Source organism: candidate division WOR-3 bacterium, from assembly GCA_039803545.1.
GTDB lineage: Bacteria > Hydrothermota > Hydrothermia > UBA1063 > UBA1063 > UBA1063.
Window position 1 is genome coordinate 1 of record JBDRYS010000003.1, and the last position, 14454, is coordinate 14454.

Below are 14454 nucleotides of genomic sequence, written 5' to 3' on the forward strand. Positions count from 1 at the left end.
GGTTAGCTACGTGTTACTCCGCCGTCCGCCGCTGACCTGCAGGTTGCCCCACAGGCCCGCTCGACTTGCATGGCTAAGACACGCCGCCAGCGTTAGCCCTGAGCCAGGATCAAACCCTCCATAGGAAACTATGTAAAGGTTCGATCCTATACTCGTACCAACTCTAACCTGCTACTCACCTGGTTGACAAAGAACACTACAACGTTTGTTAGTGTTATAAATATAATATAAGGGGAATAGACTGTCAAGTCCCTTTATAATATAAGTACTATGAAGGAAATCGGAGCCGATGTTAGACGGGATTTAATCGAGCTCGCAAATACGATATCAAAAACCAGTTATCCTAATTCCAATAAATTGAAAATCTTTTTTTACAACCTACTAACGCTCCAGGAAATAAGGGATCACTTACTCCAGCTCAAGGAAAGCTACACCGAGTTAACCGGATTGAACCTTGATGATTTTGAACCTATGGAAATGGAAAGAATTATGAAACCGCTCAGCAACGAATACTTTAGCTACCTCGAACAGAAGGGAATATCCGTAGATTTCTCAAACGAAAAGCTATTACTTTCCTTAGTTTATAAGAAAAATCCAAGAGGCATTGAAGCAAGATACACAAGGCTTTTAAATCTCGTCACCCATCTATTTAACACGCCTACCACCTATGTAGCGATAAGCTTAAACATTGATAAAAACAAGCTGAAAGCCAAAATTGGCGATGAATTTGAAAGATTGTCTGACTCACTAATAGAGAAATACTCGTGGAGAGACAAGCTGCTCAAGGCAATAAAATATTACCGAGACAATACAAAGCTCACAAATTTAGACGAAGCTTTGCTCAAAATTTTCGAAGGATTCTTAAAACTCACCAATACCATAGAACTTCTTGGCAAGAATTTAATTCCCATCGAAAAGAAAAGACAGATAATTAGAAATCTGAGTGAACCCATGGTAAATCTATCGGCAGGAATAATGCAATATAAAGACCTAAAAGAACGAGCAAATGTAGAAATTATCGAAATGATAACAGATTTAGTGAATATTCTATTCAACGTACTGGCCTCTTTTGGAAAATTTCTATCAAAGGAAGGTGAGAAAACAGTCATTTATGGCATAATAGAGGCCTTAACCCCTCTTTATGTTTTGGGAATTGAGACATCTAACACCACAGAGGGAAGGCAAGTTGAACTATTAAGAAACAAATTAGCAAAACTCCTCAAGGAAAGGCATAATTTAATAGATCGTGAGACCGTGGGTGAATCAGGGCAATTCCTTTACGAGGGAGAAAATTTCTGGAATTCATTGCTTATTGAGCGCGTTTTATGCAATAAAACACAGGAAATTTTTCAAATGCTTGGAATCCCGATAAAATTCCCAAAGACAGAGATTGATTACGAGAGCTTCTTTAAGCCCAATCAAGATGAAGAAATATACTAAGATTCCTGCTTTCTAAGCCACCGTAGAATATGGCAGACCTGAAATCTAATTTAGAAAGTTCTCTAAGGAAATGATTTTAGTAGCATTATGACCTGAATTTGGATTACCCTTTGCTTGATTGTACATAGGTCAAATTTTATAATTACCAACTACGGGGCGTAGCGCAGGTTGGTTAGCGCGCCTGCCTTGGGAGCAGGAGGTCGGTGGTTCGAGTCCACTCGCCCCGATTGGGGAGCGCCCGTAGCTCAACAGGATAGAGCAGCGGATTTCTAATCCGCTGGTTGGGGGTTCAAGTCCCTCCGGGCGCAAATATGGTGAGCGTAGCTCAATTGGCAGAGCGCCAGACTGTGGATCTGGTGGTTGGGGGTTCGAGTCCCCTCGCTCACCCCATTTTAAAAATCGGAAAACTTTATGTGTAGCATCCTTTTGTAACTTTTTGGAGTCAATCCGCTGTAATAGTGCTCCAAAATGCTTATAGATTTCCATGCAGAGTTCTTCTGAAGCAGTTCAATTAGTTATAATATAGTTCCAATACGGGATTGGAACGTAAAAATTGTCCCACCCCTCGATGGCTCAACCCGTTATAATATAGTTCTAAAACCCCTAAACAGAAAACTCCTTAAATTAATTGAGCTTGAACCTTCCCCAAAATCTCCCGTTAAACCTTCAGCCTTTAAACACTACTCAATTATCACGACCCTTTTCTTATTATATCCTTTGTCACTCTTGTAAATCAAATAGTAAACACCGCTTTTTAATTCGGATAGATCCATTACTCCATTGTGGACTTTTACCTTATCCATCAATCTACCATCAGCACTATAAAAACGCACCTCACTCAAGTTGTCATCAAACTTCAACAACTCTCCTCTTTTCACAAAAAGAGTATTAAATTTAGACGGGCCAAATTGTTCCCCTACGCTACTGTTTATACCAAATAGGGTTGCTAAAAAGTTTTTCTTGGTCATATAGGTTCCAGAGGTTCCAACACCTTCAACGCCAAATCCAAGGAAGATGATCTTGCTTCCCGATGGATGAACCCTGTAAACACCTGCTACCGAATCTGCATCAGAGCCGGTCAACGCCCTGTAATAAAGGATGGGAAGGGACCCTAAACCTGCAACAACCTCCATCACATCCTTTGAAGTTTGGTTTGAATAGGCACCAGCACCGCCAATAACCACTGAGTCATTTGTGCTGAAAACAGTTCCTGTTCCCTTGAGTTTTCTATCACCTGTATTAGCGGCAACGAAAGTCACGCCCAAATAATCCCTCAGGAAAGACGGATTAAGGGTGTCGAAACTTTCAGCAATATTTTGACCTGAAATTATAAGGTTTTTGCCATTGTTGATCGCACTTATAAACAGGTTGGCATCGGTGTTATCCGGCAGCCTTTGACCTGAAACGTAAAAAATTGTCCTGTAGTCGTTATACAGATAAGGTTTACCACTGTCAGCTTCTGAGAACCATTCGTAGGCAAAATTAAGAGAATCTATGAAAGGCTTCAGGTAATTTTTGAGACTATTATCGTAACTCCCATCCCATACAAGGATGGTATCGACGCCTATCTTTATCTGAATCGTATCAACTCTCGAAAGAATGCCATCCCAGGAATAATCCAGTACCAATTTTGCATACTGTGGATTATCGAAGTCACCAACTTGAACCTGTACCGGCACTTCAACGGTATCATTAACCGGAATAACCGAATAGTTAAACATTGTATCTAAAAGGCTCAGGTATTGACTAAGGGATCTAATTCTTAACACTACGTTATGGGCATCGGAGAAAGGCGCCACACTGGTTAATGCAAGATTTATAATGCCATTCTCGTTTCTTTCAAATCGTCTGTTATTATTCGCATCCGAAATACCTCTAAACATGGCCTGTAAATAACCGAAATTCACGGTTACCCGGGCTTTACCGGATTGCAAAACATTCCCTGCATTCAGTGTATAAGAGCCAAGATAATCAGGTATTTGATATATCGAATCCTGTTGAACAAAGGCAGCAACATAGTAGTATGGTGCCCTTATTAGTTGGGGAATAGAGAAAGAGAAGTTGAAGATTGCCGAGTCTCCACGCCCAAGGGCTAAGCTCGTACCCGAAGCATTAGGCCACATCCCTCTTACTACGTACCTCAATATGTTCATATTTTGCCAGTTGTAAAAGATGGAATCCTCAAGGATAGCCACCCTTAGCTTAAGTTGAGAAGGGATTGGAATGGAATTATCGGAGGTCATGAAAACTTTTACTCGCGCGTTAGCAACGAGGGTATTTGGGTTGAAACTCAAAATTTCGACCTTAATGGAACACGGAGCAACCTCTTGAAAGCTCTGACGGACGTAATTATCTAAAGGTGTAAAAACTCCATCCCACCCGCCGACAATGGCTTTGTTACCGGAGACAACAGTGGTAGGATAACCAGGAACATTGTAATAAGAGGCCCTTGTAACAGAATAAGAATGATAAAAGGGGTCCGAGGTACTGGGATGATACTTTATCACTGTAAGTGATTCACCATAAATAGATTCTAACTGCGTTATTGCCTGGGCTACATAGGGACAGTATGGACACCAAGTTGCGGTGAAATTCTCTATTAGCACATTCTTTCTGTGCGCATGGGCAAAACTCACAATTATTAACAATACTGCCATTAACTTTTTCATTCTTCCCTCTTGTTTACTAAAATTATAACAGCCAATGATAAAATTCAAAAGTTTTAAATATACTGGAATGGATCCTCACAAAAAGCGAGGAAGAAAAAAGAGAGTCGCCTTCCGGTTCTTTCGCAGGGGCGGAGGTAAATACTATTCAAGTTATCCACAATCCCAAATAGAACAAACAAAATTTCACTCCCAATTTATTGCAAAAGTAAAAATTCATAAACCGGTGGAATAGTCGCTTAACTATGTCTAATCCAAATCTTACAACTATTTAGCACTGCTTGCACATACAAAGCCAACCATCGCCTCCCAACCATTAACGTCTCAAAATTCAGAGGTAATGCCTCTTAAATTTAAACTCCAAAGATCTTCTACATTAGGTAATTCGAACGATTATTAAAACTGCTTATCAAAAGTTACACAATTGCAAAACTTTACCAGTTTATAAAACTTGTGATCTCGATAAATGCAAACCCCTTGGGTGTAAGAAAATAAATTTCTCCCTGTTCCCCCTGTGCCAGCGTCCCTTTGGGACGCTGGCACAGAAAAGGAAACAAAGGGTTAAAAGGCTACTTCAATAATCTTCAGCTTATTTATTACTACTCCCTTCGGGTTTTTCTTTCTTACATTTTACGAGGAAGCATCCGCAATACTTTTTGCCCCATGCACGGAGCGCTTCCTTTATATTATCCTTTGTTTTGTTGATCCACTTCATAAACACCCCCTAAAACTCCAGCTTTAATTTAACAGAAAAGCTTCTGCTTGTCATCTCATAACTTCCGCCATCCTTTCTCCATACTGCATCACCAAGGAAGAGGATCGAGAGATAATCCGTCAAATAGATGTAGCCGACATTTTTGAGATAGAGGGTCTGGTTTTGTCCGTCATCATTATGTTCAATGTAAGGCTTCAGGATAAACCTATCCTTTAAAACAGGCACTAAACCGAAGAGCTGGAATATTGAGCTTTTCCCCTGACCATATTTTAAACTCTGGAAATTCACGCCAAGATTTAAGAGATTGAAGGGCGAAACCTTGACCTTAAAGGTCACATTATCGCTGTTTTCACTAAGATATTTCCCCTTCATAAAGGAAATTCCTACATTGTTATAACTGGCTGGGGAATAAGATAAGGAAATCCCACCAAAGCTAAAATACCTGTCTTCATCCGGAATAAAAGTGAGGTAGTTCAATTTATCCCTCATATAGCTCAAGCTCACTCCAAAGGGACCCTTAGCACCATCTAAATTTGCATTTAAAAATCTCTCTATTAGGCTGTCATTGGAAAGGTCCCTTAACTCATCGAAGGAAAACCGGGGCTTAACAAAGGATGCCTTACCAAGGGGAATTCCATAACCACAGTCAAAGGAATATTCTCTTATATTTTCAAAATCAATCGGGCTGAAAGGCATTATGAAATTCTGATCAATCTGCAAGAAGGAGGCTGAAGCCTCCAACCCCTTAAATTCACTTCTTCTGTAGAACCTTACATAATATAAGTTTGATTTTTCATCAAACCTGCGAGAAACCTGGGATTGAAAGCCAAACCCCAACTTAGGCATTACAATACCACCAAAATCAAGGGAAGCCAAGGAATAAGAAGAGGGACTCCATACATAAAAGGTCCCCACATTAAATCCACGCACAGGTGAGAAGTTAACCTTTCCAAAGGAAAGGGTATCGTAATTTTCATCGTTCAAAAGAAAGACAATTCCATTGACCTTTTCCGTCTTTGTGTAAAACTTGGCTGCGAATTTGATGTCCTCAAAAGCCCTTGTCCAAACAAGCTGGTAAGGTAAAGAGTAGAGGTCTCTCCCTTCCATAAAGACTTCTCTTTTTTCTGGATAATAAATGGGCCTTCTTCTAAGAGAAATCTCCTTAACATCCGCTTCAATTTCAGAAAAATCTGGCTTCAACACAATATCAAAAAGGGTCGAAGCCCCCTTTTTGAATCTGAAAGCACCGCCGAAAGCCATGCGGTTAAAATTCAAAGAATCCTGCCTCTGCGACCAACCCCTCACATAGAAGCCCGACTTCAGTTGAAGGGCACTCCCGTAGTTGGATTCTGCCTGTAGATTTTCAAAGTTTATATTTATCCTATGCATATGGGAAAGAGATTGGAAAGAGCCTTCAGTGTTAGAAAACTGGAACTCCCCAGCTCCAGCGATAAATCTCCCCAACTTGATACCCCATTGGTTTTTGGTATAAGAAATGCCAGAAAGGGGTATTAAAATCAAAACATCATAACCATAATTGGTAATCTGAGCCCTGGCCTCCCATTTACCATCCCATTCTTCCACATTATCTCCACCTTCAGAAAGGATAAAATCCCTCTTAGTACCCGAAGGGTTAACCTGGAAACCATAAGCGGTATTTCCATTTCCAGCTGCGTCAAGAAAAACAAGGACATAGTCGTCGGCCATAATGTCTTCCTGGTCATCCTTTTTTACCGTTGAGGAAATCTTTGTCTTTTGGAAGTTTTTAAAGTAAATTGCAAAGGTGTTACCCCCAATAATTCCCACGTTGAAGAAAGTTGATTCAGCGGGAAAACTATCTAAATTGGGGTATACTTGGTAAAGCCTTTTATCAGGTTCTGGAAGAGATGCCCTTGAGACAAACTCTTCCACCGTTGGTGTATAGATGGGTTCTATGATGAGTTTTGCGATTAGCATTAACAAAATCATAAAGACCTCCTTTATGTTTGGTTTATGTATGATGGTTTCTCTAACTTTATAACCTCAAAGCCACTTAAGTCCACCTCCTGGGACGGTAACGCGACAATCAACCCCTTGCCTTCTGAATATTCCTTTATCAACCTCCAATAAAACTCCTTTGAATCATCATCGAGATTGGCAAGGGGTTCATCAAGTAAAATAAAATCCCTTTTACCCCTCGATAAAGCGATAAGTAATGAGAGTTTCTGCTTTTCCCCCGCTGAAAGCTGGCTAAACTTTAGATCGTCTCTTCCCTTTAAAACTTCATTTTTAGCTATTTCCACAAGCCCGTCCCTTGCGATAAGATCCAAATTATCCTTCAGGGAGGGCAAAAGCATTGGTGGATAAAAGGAAACAGCGAATCTTTGGAAATACTCAAACTTATCCAACTCTTTTAAATCGTATTTTCCATTGATTTTTATATCCCCTTCATCAGGTTCCAATATTCCCGTAATCACTTCAAGCAAGGTAGATTTTCCTGAACCATTAGGACCAATTATGGCATATTTTTTACCCTTTTTAAATTCAAAGGCAAAATTCGAGATAACTTCTTCATCTTCAAACTTTACGGCAATTGCCTCAAGGGAAATGGTTTCCAGTTCTCCTTCCAAGCTTTTTCCCCCTCTTTTTCCTTCCATTCCCTTAAACTCTTCAACCCTTTCTATGATACCCACAGTAGTTTGAATTTCGATAAAAATTTCAGAAAGGCTATCAATGGGAGAGGAAACATACCTCATAAGCTCCATAAAGGCTACCAATCCACCAACGGTAAGATGACCTCTAACTATTTCAATGGCACCAAGCAAAAAAACTCCAACAGGAAGAAAGTCGCTCAAAATACCGTAAAATCCTGAGTACATTCCACTCACTTCTGTCCTTTTCAATCTCAATCCTAAATAATCCCTCATCTTAGGTGCCAAAAGCCCTTTAACTTTCTCTAAAAGCCCCATGAAATTTATGAGCTTAAAACCCTTCAGCAGCTCAACGGCAGTTTCCCCAAAACGGGCTTTGTACTCTTGAAACTTCACAGAATAACCCCGAATAGCGTTTCCAAAAATCACATTTAAAAGATAGAAGACAGATGATAGCACCAACACAAAAAGTGTAAGTTTCCAGGAAAGTTTAAGGCAGACGATAAGGCCAAAAGCAAAGATCAGGAAAATCTTAATAGCGAAGGTCATCGTTGTGGTAAGGCTTTCCTCAAGTTCAGCGGGTTCATTAAAGACCCTTGAATAGAAGTAACCAGAGTCTTTACTCTTTATTGTTTTGTAGGGCAAGGAATAGTAAACATTAAGTAGTTCAGAAACCAGCATTTTGTAGATTCCATTCCTCAACTTTTGGTCAATTACCTTCGAAAAGTAAAGCGTAATTTCCCTCAGAATAACAACAACGGCAATCAAAATTGAATACAATCCTACGAGGCCAAGATTTCTCGAGGGTATAACGCGGTCTATGATTTCTTTGAAAATTAGAGGCACAGGCAGTTGTAATAAGGTTCCAATCAACAACAGGAGAAGAGAAAGGGCAAACAAACTCCCCTGGGAAAGGGTGTATTTTTTAAAATACTTTACAAAAAGTTTAAAATTATCCCATTGCAAGACTGTGCTCCTTCAAATCGTAGATAGTTTTTAGCAAGTTTTCAAGGTTGTACCTCCACATCTCACAGCGGTTCTTACCCGTTCTTAACTTGTAAAGGGGACAACCTCCTCCACATATGGGGAGAAACTTGCAGTTATAACACTCTTTGTCTAAGATTTTCAAATTTTCCCACTTAAGGACACTCCTGGAATCCTCCCTGTAATTATCCACATTTCCCACAGATTCCTTATCCCTTCCTACGAGATCAAAGCATTTTTTGATGGTCCCGTCGCCATCTATCAAATAATGAAAGGGTGTAATACCTGCGCAAAAAACGTAGGAAAGTTCCGGATAAACTTCGTAGGGAAAACCGTATTTATAAAGCAATGGAACAATCTTCTCAGCATAAACTTTGCCGTATTCCTCATCGGTAAATAGATTCTCACTGGAATCCATCTTGTCCTTTTCGCCTGTGACGGGTGAAAAATAGACCTCTAAATTATCCTTTTTAATAGACGCAAGGAGCTTTAAAAGCTCTTCAATGTAGTCTATGTTTAGTTTGTCAACATTTACCCGAATTCTAACGACAAACTGGTGAAAGGCTTCAATAACATTCTTCACATTCTCAAAGACCCTATCAAAAGTTCCGTTGCCATTCTTTAAAAATCGCCTTTTATCATGAATTTCGGGAGGTCCATCGAGGGTAATCTGAGCGGATTTCAAAGAGGCCTCTTCTATGAGCTCTCTTGCCGTTTCTACATCGAAGAGATAACCATTTGTAACAACATCTGAAGAAAATTTAAAACCAAAATCTTCACTCAAACTTTTAAAAAATCTGGCAAATTCAAGGAGTTCATCTTTAAAAAGGAGAGGCTCACCGCCATAAAAAGAGAGAGAAACCTCTTCAGGTTTAAAAAGCTCAATCCTCTCTTTGATAAATTTAAAAATCTTTCCTTTGAGCTCCTGCGTAATTTTCACAGTCTTGATTCCAGACTCAAAACAATAGTAACAGGCAAAATTACAGGCAGTAGTAGGAACAACAGTGAAAAGAAGCTTTCGAGAGTAATACCTGCTCATGAAGAAATTCCTCAAATAGTAACCCTTTTCGTCAAATTTATTATCAACGATAAAACCAGCGTCAAGGAATTCTTGTAACTTCTTCTCGTCGTCGACTTCAGGAAATTTTTTGTAAAACTCCTCATATTCTCTTTCCAGTAAAACAAAGTTTTTGGTCAAAATGTTGTAAAGCAAAAGTCCATCTTCATGCTGAATTTCAACGTTATAAAAATTTTTATGGTATCCCATTTCCACCTCCCTTTTATAGACCGGAAGGGAGGAGTTTTATGCTAAAAACTAAACTTCATCTTTTCTACATTGAACCAAAAAGCACCCGCAAATGGGTGGGATTATAGGTATTATAAGGTTCGAATTTTGTACATTGTTGTTAATTACCTTCATTTTTCACCTCCTACTGTTGCTCCTGATTCTTTGGCGCCCTTTCATCACAACGGGTCAGAAAGCACCCACAGAGAAAATCTATGATACTTTTTTGGAGTGTATCTTCTCTATTTATGTACCTCATCTTTACCTCCCTTGTTTTTTTTGGCTACCCTCCCTTCCGGCATACCCTAATAATTGCAAAGGGTATGCCAAAGGAAGGCAAAACTGTAAGTTATTGTAATTTAAGGGAATGAAAATTTGAACAATCTTTAAAGGTGTGAAAAAAAATTCACACTTGTAAAACGAGGATGTAAGTTATTAGACTTCTAATAATTATATTGCGCAAAAATTTTCAATGGTTTACGCAAATTTTCCTATAAAAAATGGGGCGACCTTACGGTCGCCCCATCAAAGAAGGGCAGCCTGCAGAATCACAGTTTCTTGTGGCAGAACCACCAATCGTAACAGGTATACTCTTTGAGCCTCTTTGCTGCTGTTTCAACATCGGATGCTGGTGGCACTATAACCTCATCACCAACCAGTTCATTATTTGGCCAGTTTGCTGGCATTGCTACGCCATTCTTATCAGAAATCTGTAAAGCCTTCACCATCCTCAGTATTTCATCCATATTCCTTCCCAGTTCCTGTGGGTAGTAAAGCATTGCGCGGAGGACACCGTTCGGGTCGATTATAAACACGGCTCTTACAGTATTTGTCCCCTTAGAAGGATGAATCATCCCTAAGAGCTCTGCAATCTGACCTCTATCATCAGCTATTATAGGGAATTTTATTTCAACGCCGAGTTTCTCTTTTATCCATTCAACCCATTTGATGTGAGAGAAAACCTGATCTATGGAGAGTCCAATTAGCTCAGTGTTGAGATTTTTGAATTCATCATACCTTTTCTGGAAGGCAACAAATTCTGTGGTACATACGGGTGTGAAATCAGCAGGATGGCTGAAGAGCACGACCCATTTGCCTTTATAGTCTTCGGGGAATTTTATTTCCCCATGGGTTGTTTTTGCGGTGAATGATGGCACCTTTTCACCTAAGAGTGGCAGCCCCATTTTAACCTCCTTGTTTTAAATACAACTTTGTAATCATTTAAATTTTATTCCTACCCGCTCGTTTTGTCAAGGGGTTACCTTTTAGAAAGAATAACTTGCATAATTTACGGGAATAATTCAATGAATTAACAATCTAAAAACTATTGCTTTTTCCCGCGTTAAAGTTCGCCTCAAAGGTCAATTTATCTATATTTAAGTTTAATTGAGCCTTGCCAATGAAGAAATTCGATGCCTCTAAGATATACCACGTGAAATTTCGACCCCTTTCCACTATAATAATATACAAGCTGGGGATGTAGCTCAGCTGGGAGAGCATCGGCTTTGCAAGCCGGGGGTCAGGGGTTCGAATCCCCTCATCTCCAGTTTAATTTTTTATGGACTTTACAATTTCCTTGGCTTTTTCTCTTGCGTTTTTATCGTATTCTTCGAGAACTTCAAGGCTTACATCTTGAACATTACTAAAGCTATCACAGGTTTTCATGACCACTTTTTCTATATCTAAAAAACCAATGTATCCTTTCAAAAAGGCTCCAACAGCTACATCATTCGCTGCATTCATTACACAAGGCATAACGCCGCCGGCCATTAGCATTTCATATGCCAGTTCTAAAAGTGGGAACCTTTTAAAATCAGGTTTATAAAATTCCAGTTCACCAATCTTAGTGAGGTCAAGGGATACGAAATCGCATTCCCATCTCTCTGGATAAGTAAGGGCATACTGAATGGGTATCCTCATATCAGGATAAGACATATGGGCTATAAAGGCGCCATCTCGTAACTTTAACATACCATGGACAATGGCTTGAGGGTGTATTAGCACTTTTATCCTTTGAGGAGGTACATCAAAAAGCCAATAAGCTTCTATGACCTCCAATCCTTTGTTCATAAGAGTCGCTGAATCCACCGTAATCTTTTTTCCCATTGTCCAGACTGGGTGGTCTAACACATCATCAATGGTTACCCTTCTCATTTCCTCCCGAGTAAAGGTCCTGAAGGGTCCACCAGAAGCAGTTAAGATCAACTCATCCACATCCTTTTTATACTTTTCAAAAAGTTGAAACAAAGCGGAATGTTCCGAATCAATAGGAATCAGTTCACCACTGGAACTAAGCCAGGTTTCTTTAACAATTTTTCCAAAAGAAACAAGGGTTTCTTTGTTCGCTAAAGCAACTCTTTTCCCACTTTTTAACCCATGAATGGTTGGATAAACGCCTACATTCCCTGCTGTGGCAACGACAATAATGTCCACATCATCCCGTTCTGAAACCTCTATTAACCCTTCCTTGCCATATAGAGTCGTTACTGGGGGAGACTGAACTTTTAAATCTCCCGTTATTACAGCGACTTTAGGGCTAAACTCATTTATTATCCAGAAGTATCCATTTAAATTTTCATGGACCGAAAAGGCCACAAGTTCAAACTTGTCTCTAAACTTAGATATAACTCTTAGGGTGTTGTGCCCTATACTACCCGTGGCCCCAAAGAGGGCTATTCTACTTCTTTTCATCAGATAGAAGCTTCAGAATGGACTTCTCGAACTCACTCTTTGAAGCAAACCCTACTTTAATATCACTAATGTAACCGTCTCTGTCTATGATAAAAGTGGTTGGTATGTATTGAAGCCGATAAATAGAGTTATAGCTTTCCAATATATCTCTCGTCGCCATAGCAACAGGGTAATTTATTTTATTTTTCTTGTAAAATTCTTTAACCGGATCCACACTTCTATCAACGGAAATACCAATTATCTCAATCTTCTTTCCATATTTCTTCTTTAATTCCACATACCCCGGAATTTCCTGTCTACACGGTGGGCACCAGGTAGCCCAAAAATCGAGGATTACAACTTTACCCTTTAACTCTGACAATGTGACTTTACTACCGTCAATGGTGGTGACAGTAAAATCAGGCGCTAACTTTTTCTGCTGAGCTGCAAGAATTCCAGCCAAGAGAAGGATCACTCCAATGCCCCTAAATTTCATACTGCCTCCTTTGAAGTGTTAAAAAGTTGTTTTATAATTTTAATGGGGATTAGAGAAATTGCAAAAGCTTTTAAAGCTATTTTTTATCTGTTATTTTTTAAATGCTGGATTACTTACAGCTCAGAAGTATAGGGGCGAAATCTTCCTACTACTCAGGGACCCTGCATCGGCGGCTGAGGGAAACTCTGGCGTCTCAACCCCCCAATCCCTTGGTGCGATGTTGCTAAATCCATCCTTAGTTAATCTCACAAATTCGGGAATCTACTTTTCCCATTTTGAAATTTTTAACGGATTGATAGCATCAGAAAACCTGAGCCTCAAACTCGATGTAGGAATTGGTTCATACAAAAATGGATTCAACATATTTTATCTACACTCAGACCCTATCGAGGTAACGAGGTTGAGAGATGAAAATCTGGGCGTAGTAGAGGGTAACATAGATGTTTCGGGGGCACACGTTTATAGGTTTTACCTCATCACCTGGATAACGGGGCAACAAATCAACAAAAACTCGTACTTCGGAACAGCAGTCAAACTATTCCGTGAAACCTTTTTCAACTACGTGGAAAACGGCGCTGGGGTTGACCTCGGTTATACAATCCTTTTGAAAGATTTAACCATAGGGATAAGCGCAAGGGATGTATTTTTCTCTGTTTTTAAAGGAAAAACTCTGGAACTTGCAAATCCTTCCTTTGGTTTGGGCTTGACAAAAACTTCTAACAACCTGAACTGGAGTATGGAGGCTGATTTTTTCACCGATGGTCCCTATCCTGGCGCAATAATAAATATAGGAAAATTAAGTATGGACTTTAAGTTCGGCGCAGAATATAGACCAGTAGAAAACTTCGCGGTGAGATTTGGATTCTACAGGGGATACCTAAGCGCCGGTGCAGGTTTAAAATGGAAAAAGTTTGCCATTGACTATTCCCTTTCCCCCAATCCCGAACTAAATACCACTCACAAAATAGGAGCAGGAATATGCTTCTAAGAAAAGTACTCCATCTTTCGACGATTTTCCTTCTATTATTTCTAAAATATCTTCACACGAACAATGATAAACACGTTGGCCTCATTTTAATGCTTTCTCTGAGCACCATTGCAATGTTACTGGAAATTGCAAGAAACCAAATACCTTCTTTTAAAAGCTTCTTTCTGAAAATTTTCTCGCCTTTGTTAAAAGAAGACGAAAAAAAAGGAAAACTCACAGGGGCATCCTTTTTAATTATCTCGATGACATTGAGCTACGCCATTTTCGAATTCAAGTATTTTTACTACGCTTCTCTTATCTCAATCCTTGTTGATGGAATAACACCTATTATAACCTTTATAGTTTTTAGAAAAAACAACAAAGACCATCATCATCTCCTCACCTTTTTGATTTCCGCAACAATCGTTGCTTTCATAGTAAATTCTGGCCTTCCATTGATTGTCAAGTTGACTACAAGTATTGTTGTTTCTATTATAGAATACATAAACCCACCCCCCGATGATAATTTTTACGCAGAATTTTTAGGGACCTTTATAATTTATTTACTGGCAAAGATTTTCGGCTAACAAAAGGAGGAGTA

The 14454-nt window shown here is 39.5% G+C and carries 11 protein-coding genes, 4 tRNA genes and 1 rRNA gene; 7 read left to right on the plus strand and 9 right to left on the minus strand.

The features are described 5' to 3' along the window. A 16S ribosomal RNA gene (locus ABIM45_06780) occupies window positions 1–125 on the minus strand; the annotation flags it as partial. A 145-nt stretch (window positions 126–270) separates the two neighbouring features. Here ABIM45_06780 and ABIM45_06785 point away from each other — a divergent pair. The 4 genes from ABIM45_06785 to ABIM45_06800 all read left to right on the plus strand — a co-directional run bounded on the left by ABIM45_06785 (window position 271) and on the right by ABIM45_06800 (window position 1830). Continuing rightward, the gene (locus ABIM45_06785) at window positions 271–1440 is read left to right on the plus strand and encodes a hypothetical protein (protein MEO0239607.1); all 1170 of its coding nucleotides are present in this window, start codon (window positions 271–273) and stop codon (window positions 1438–1440) included. Window positions 1441–1592: 152 nt separating this feature from the next. Next, a tRNA-Pro gene (locus ABIM45_06790) sits at window positions 1593–1667 on the plus strand. Between the two features lie 7 nt (window positions 1668–1674). Beyond that, window positions 1675–1748: transfer RNA gene (locus ABIM45_06795), tRNA-Arg, on the plus strand. 6 nt (window positions 1749–1754) lie between these two features. Next, window positions 1755–1830, plus strand: a tRNA-His gene (locus ABIM45_06800). A 290-nt stretch (window positions 1831–2120) separates the two neighbouring features. Here ABIM45_06800 and ABIM45_06805 read toward each other — a convergent pair. The 6 genes from ABIM45_06805 to ABIM45_06830 form a co-directional block, all read right to left on the minus strand. After that, on the minus strand, window positions 2121–4109 hold the full coding sequence (locus tag ABIM45_06805) for a hypothetical protein (GenBank protein ID MEO0239608.1): 1989 nt from the start codon (window positions 4107–4109) through the stop codon (window positions 2121–2123). 586 nt (window positions 4110–4695) lie between these two features. Next, window positions 4696–4821, minus strand: a complete 126-nt coding sequence (locus ABIM45_06810) for a hypothetical protein (GenBank protein ID MEO0239609.1) — start codon at window positions 4819–4821, stop codon at window positions 4696–4698. Between the two features lie 9 nt (window positions 4822–4830). Continuing rightward, window positions 4831–6789 carry a hypothetical protein gene (locus ABIM45_06815; GenBank protein MEO0239610.1) on the minus strand — a complete coding sequence of 653 codons (1959 nt, stop codon included), beginning with the start codon at window positions 6787–6789 and terminating at the stop codon, window positions 4831–4833. Window positions 6790–6800: 11 nt separating this feature from the next. Next, window positions 6801–8417, minus strand: coding sequence for an ABC transporter ATP-binding protein (locus tag ABIM45_06820; GenBank protein ID MEO0239611.1), 1617 nt, complete (start codon window positions 8415–8417; stop codon window positions 6801–6803). Continuing rightward, window positions 8404–9702, minus strand: a complete 1299-nt coding sequence (locus ABIM45_06825) for a radical SAM protein (GenBank protein MEO0239612.1) — start codon at window positions 9700–9702, stop codon at window positions 8404–8406. The genes ABIM45_06820 and ABIM45_06825 overlap by 14 nt, the downstream gene beginning before the upstream one ends. A gap of 566 nt (window positions 9703–10268) precedes the next feature. Next, window positions 10269–10904: a peroxiredoxin gene (locus tag ABIM45_06830; GenBank protein ID MEO0239613.1), complete on the minus strand. Its 636-nt coding sequence runs from the start codon at window positions 10902–10904 to the stop codon at window positions 10269–10271. Window positions 10905–11193: 289 nt separating this feature from the next. Between ABIM45_06830 and ABIM45_06835 the strand changes: the two genes are divergently transcribed. Next, window positions 11194–11266 (plus strand) — tRNA-Ala (locus ABIM45_06835). A 2-nt stretch (window positions 11267–11268) separates the two neighbouring features. On the opposite strand, the gene dxr is transcribed toward ABIM45_06835, so the two are convergent. Together dxr and ABIM45_06845 are read right to left on the minus strand one after the other, a co-directional pair. Then, window positions 11269–12411, minus strand: coding sequence for a 1-deoxy-D-xylulose-5-phosphate reductoisomerase (gene dxr, locus ABIM45_06840; protein ID MEO0239614.1), 1143 nt, complete (start codon window positions 12409–12411; stop codon window positions 11269–11271). Continuing rightward, window positions 12398–12886, minus strand: a complete 489-nt coding sequence (locus tag ABIM45_06845; GenBank protein ID MEO0239615.1) for a TlpA disulfide reductase family protein — start codon at window positions 12884–12886, stop codon at window positions 12398–12400. The genes dxr and ABIM45_06845 overlap by 14 nt, the downstream gene beginning before the upstream one ends. Before the next feature lie 58 nt (window positions 12887–12944). On the opposite strand from ABIM45_06845, the gene ABIM45_06850 reads away from it, so the two are divergent. Together ABIM45_06850 and ABIM45_06855 are read left to right on the plus strand one after the other, a co-directional pair. Further along, on the plus strand, window positions 12945–13874 hold the full coding sequence (locus ABIM45_06850) for a hypothetical protein (GenBank protein ID MEO0239616.1): 930 nt from the start codon (window positions 12945–12947) through the stop codon (window positions 13872–13874). Further along, window positions 13865–14440, plus strand: coding sequence for a hypothetical protein (locus tag ABIM45_06855; GenBank protein MEO0239617.1), 576 nt, complete (start codon window positions 13865–13867; stop codon window positions 14438–14440). The genes ABIM45_06850 and ABIM45_06855 overlap by 10 nt, the downstream gene beginning before the upstream one ends. Window positions 14441–14454 lie beyond the last annotated feature (14 nt).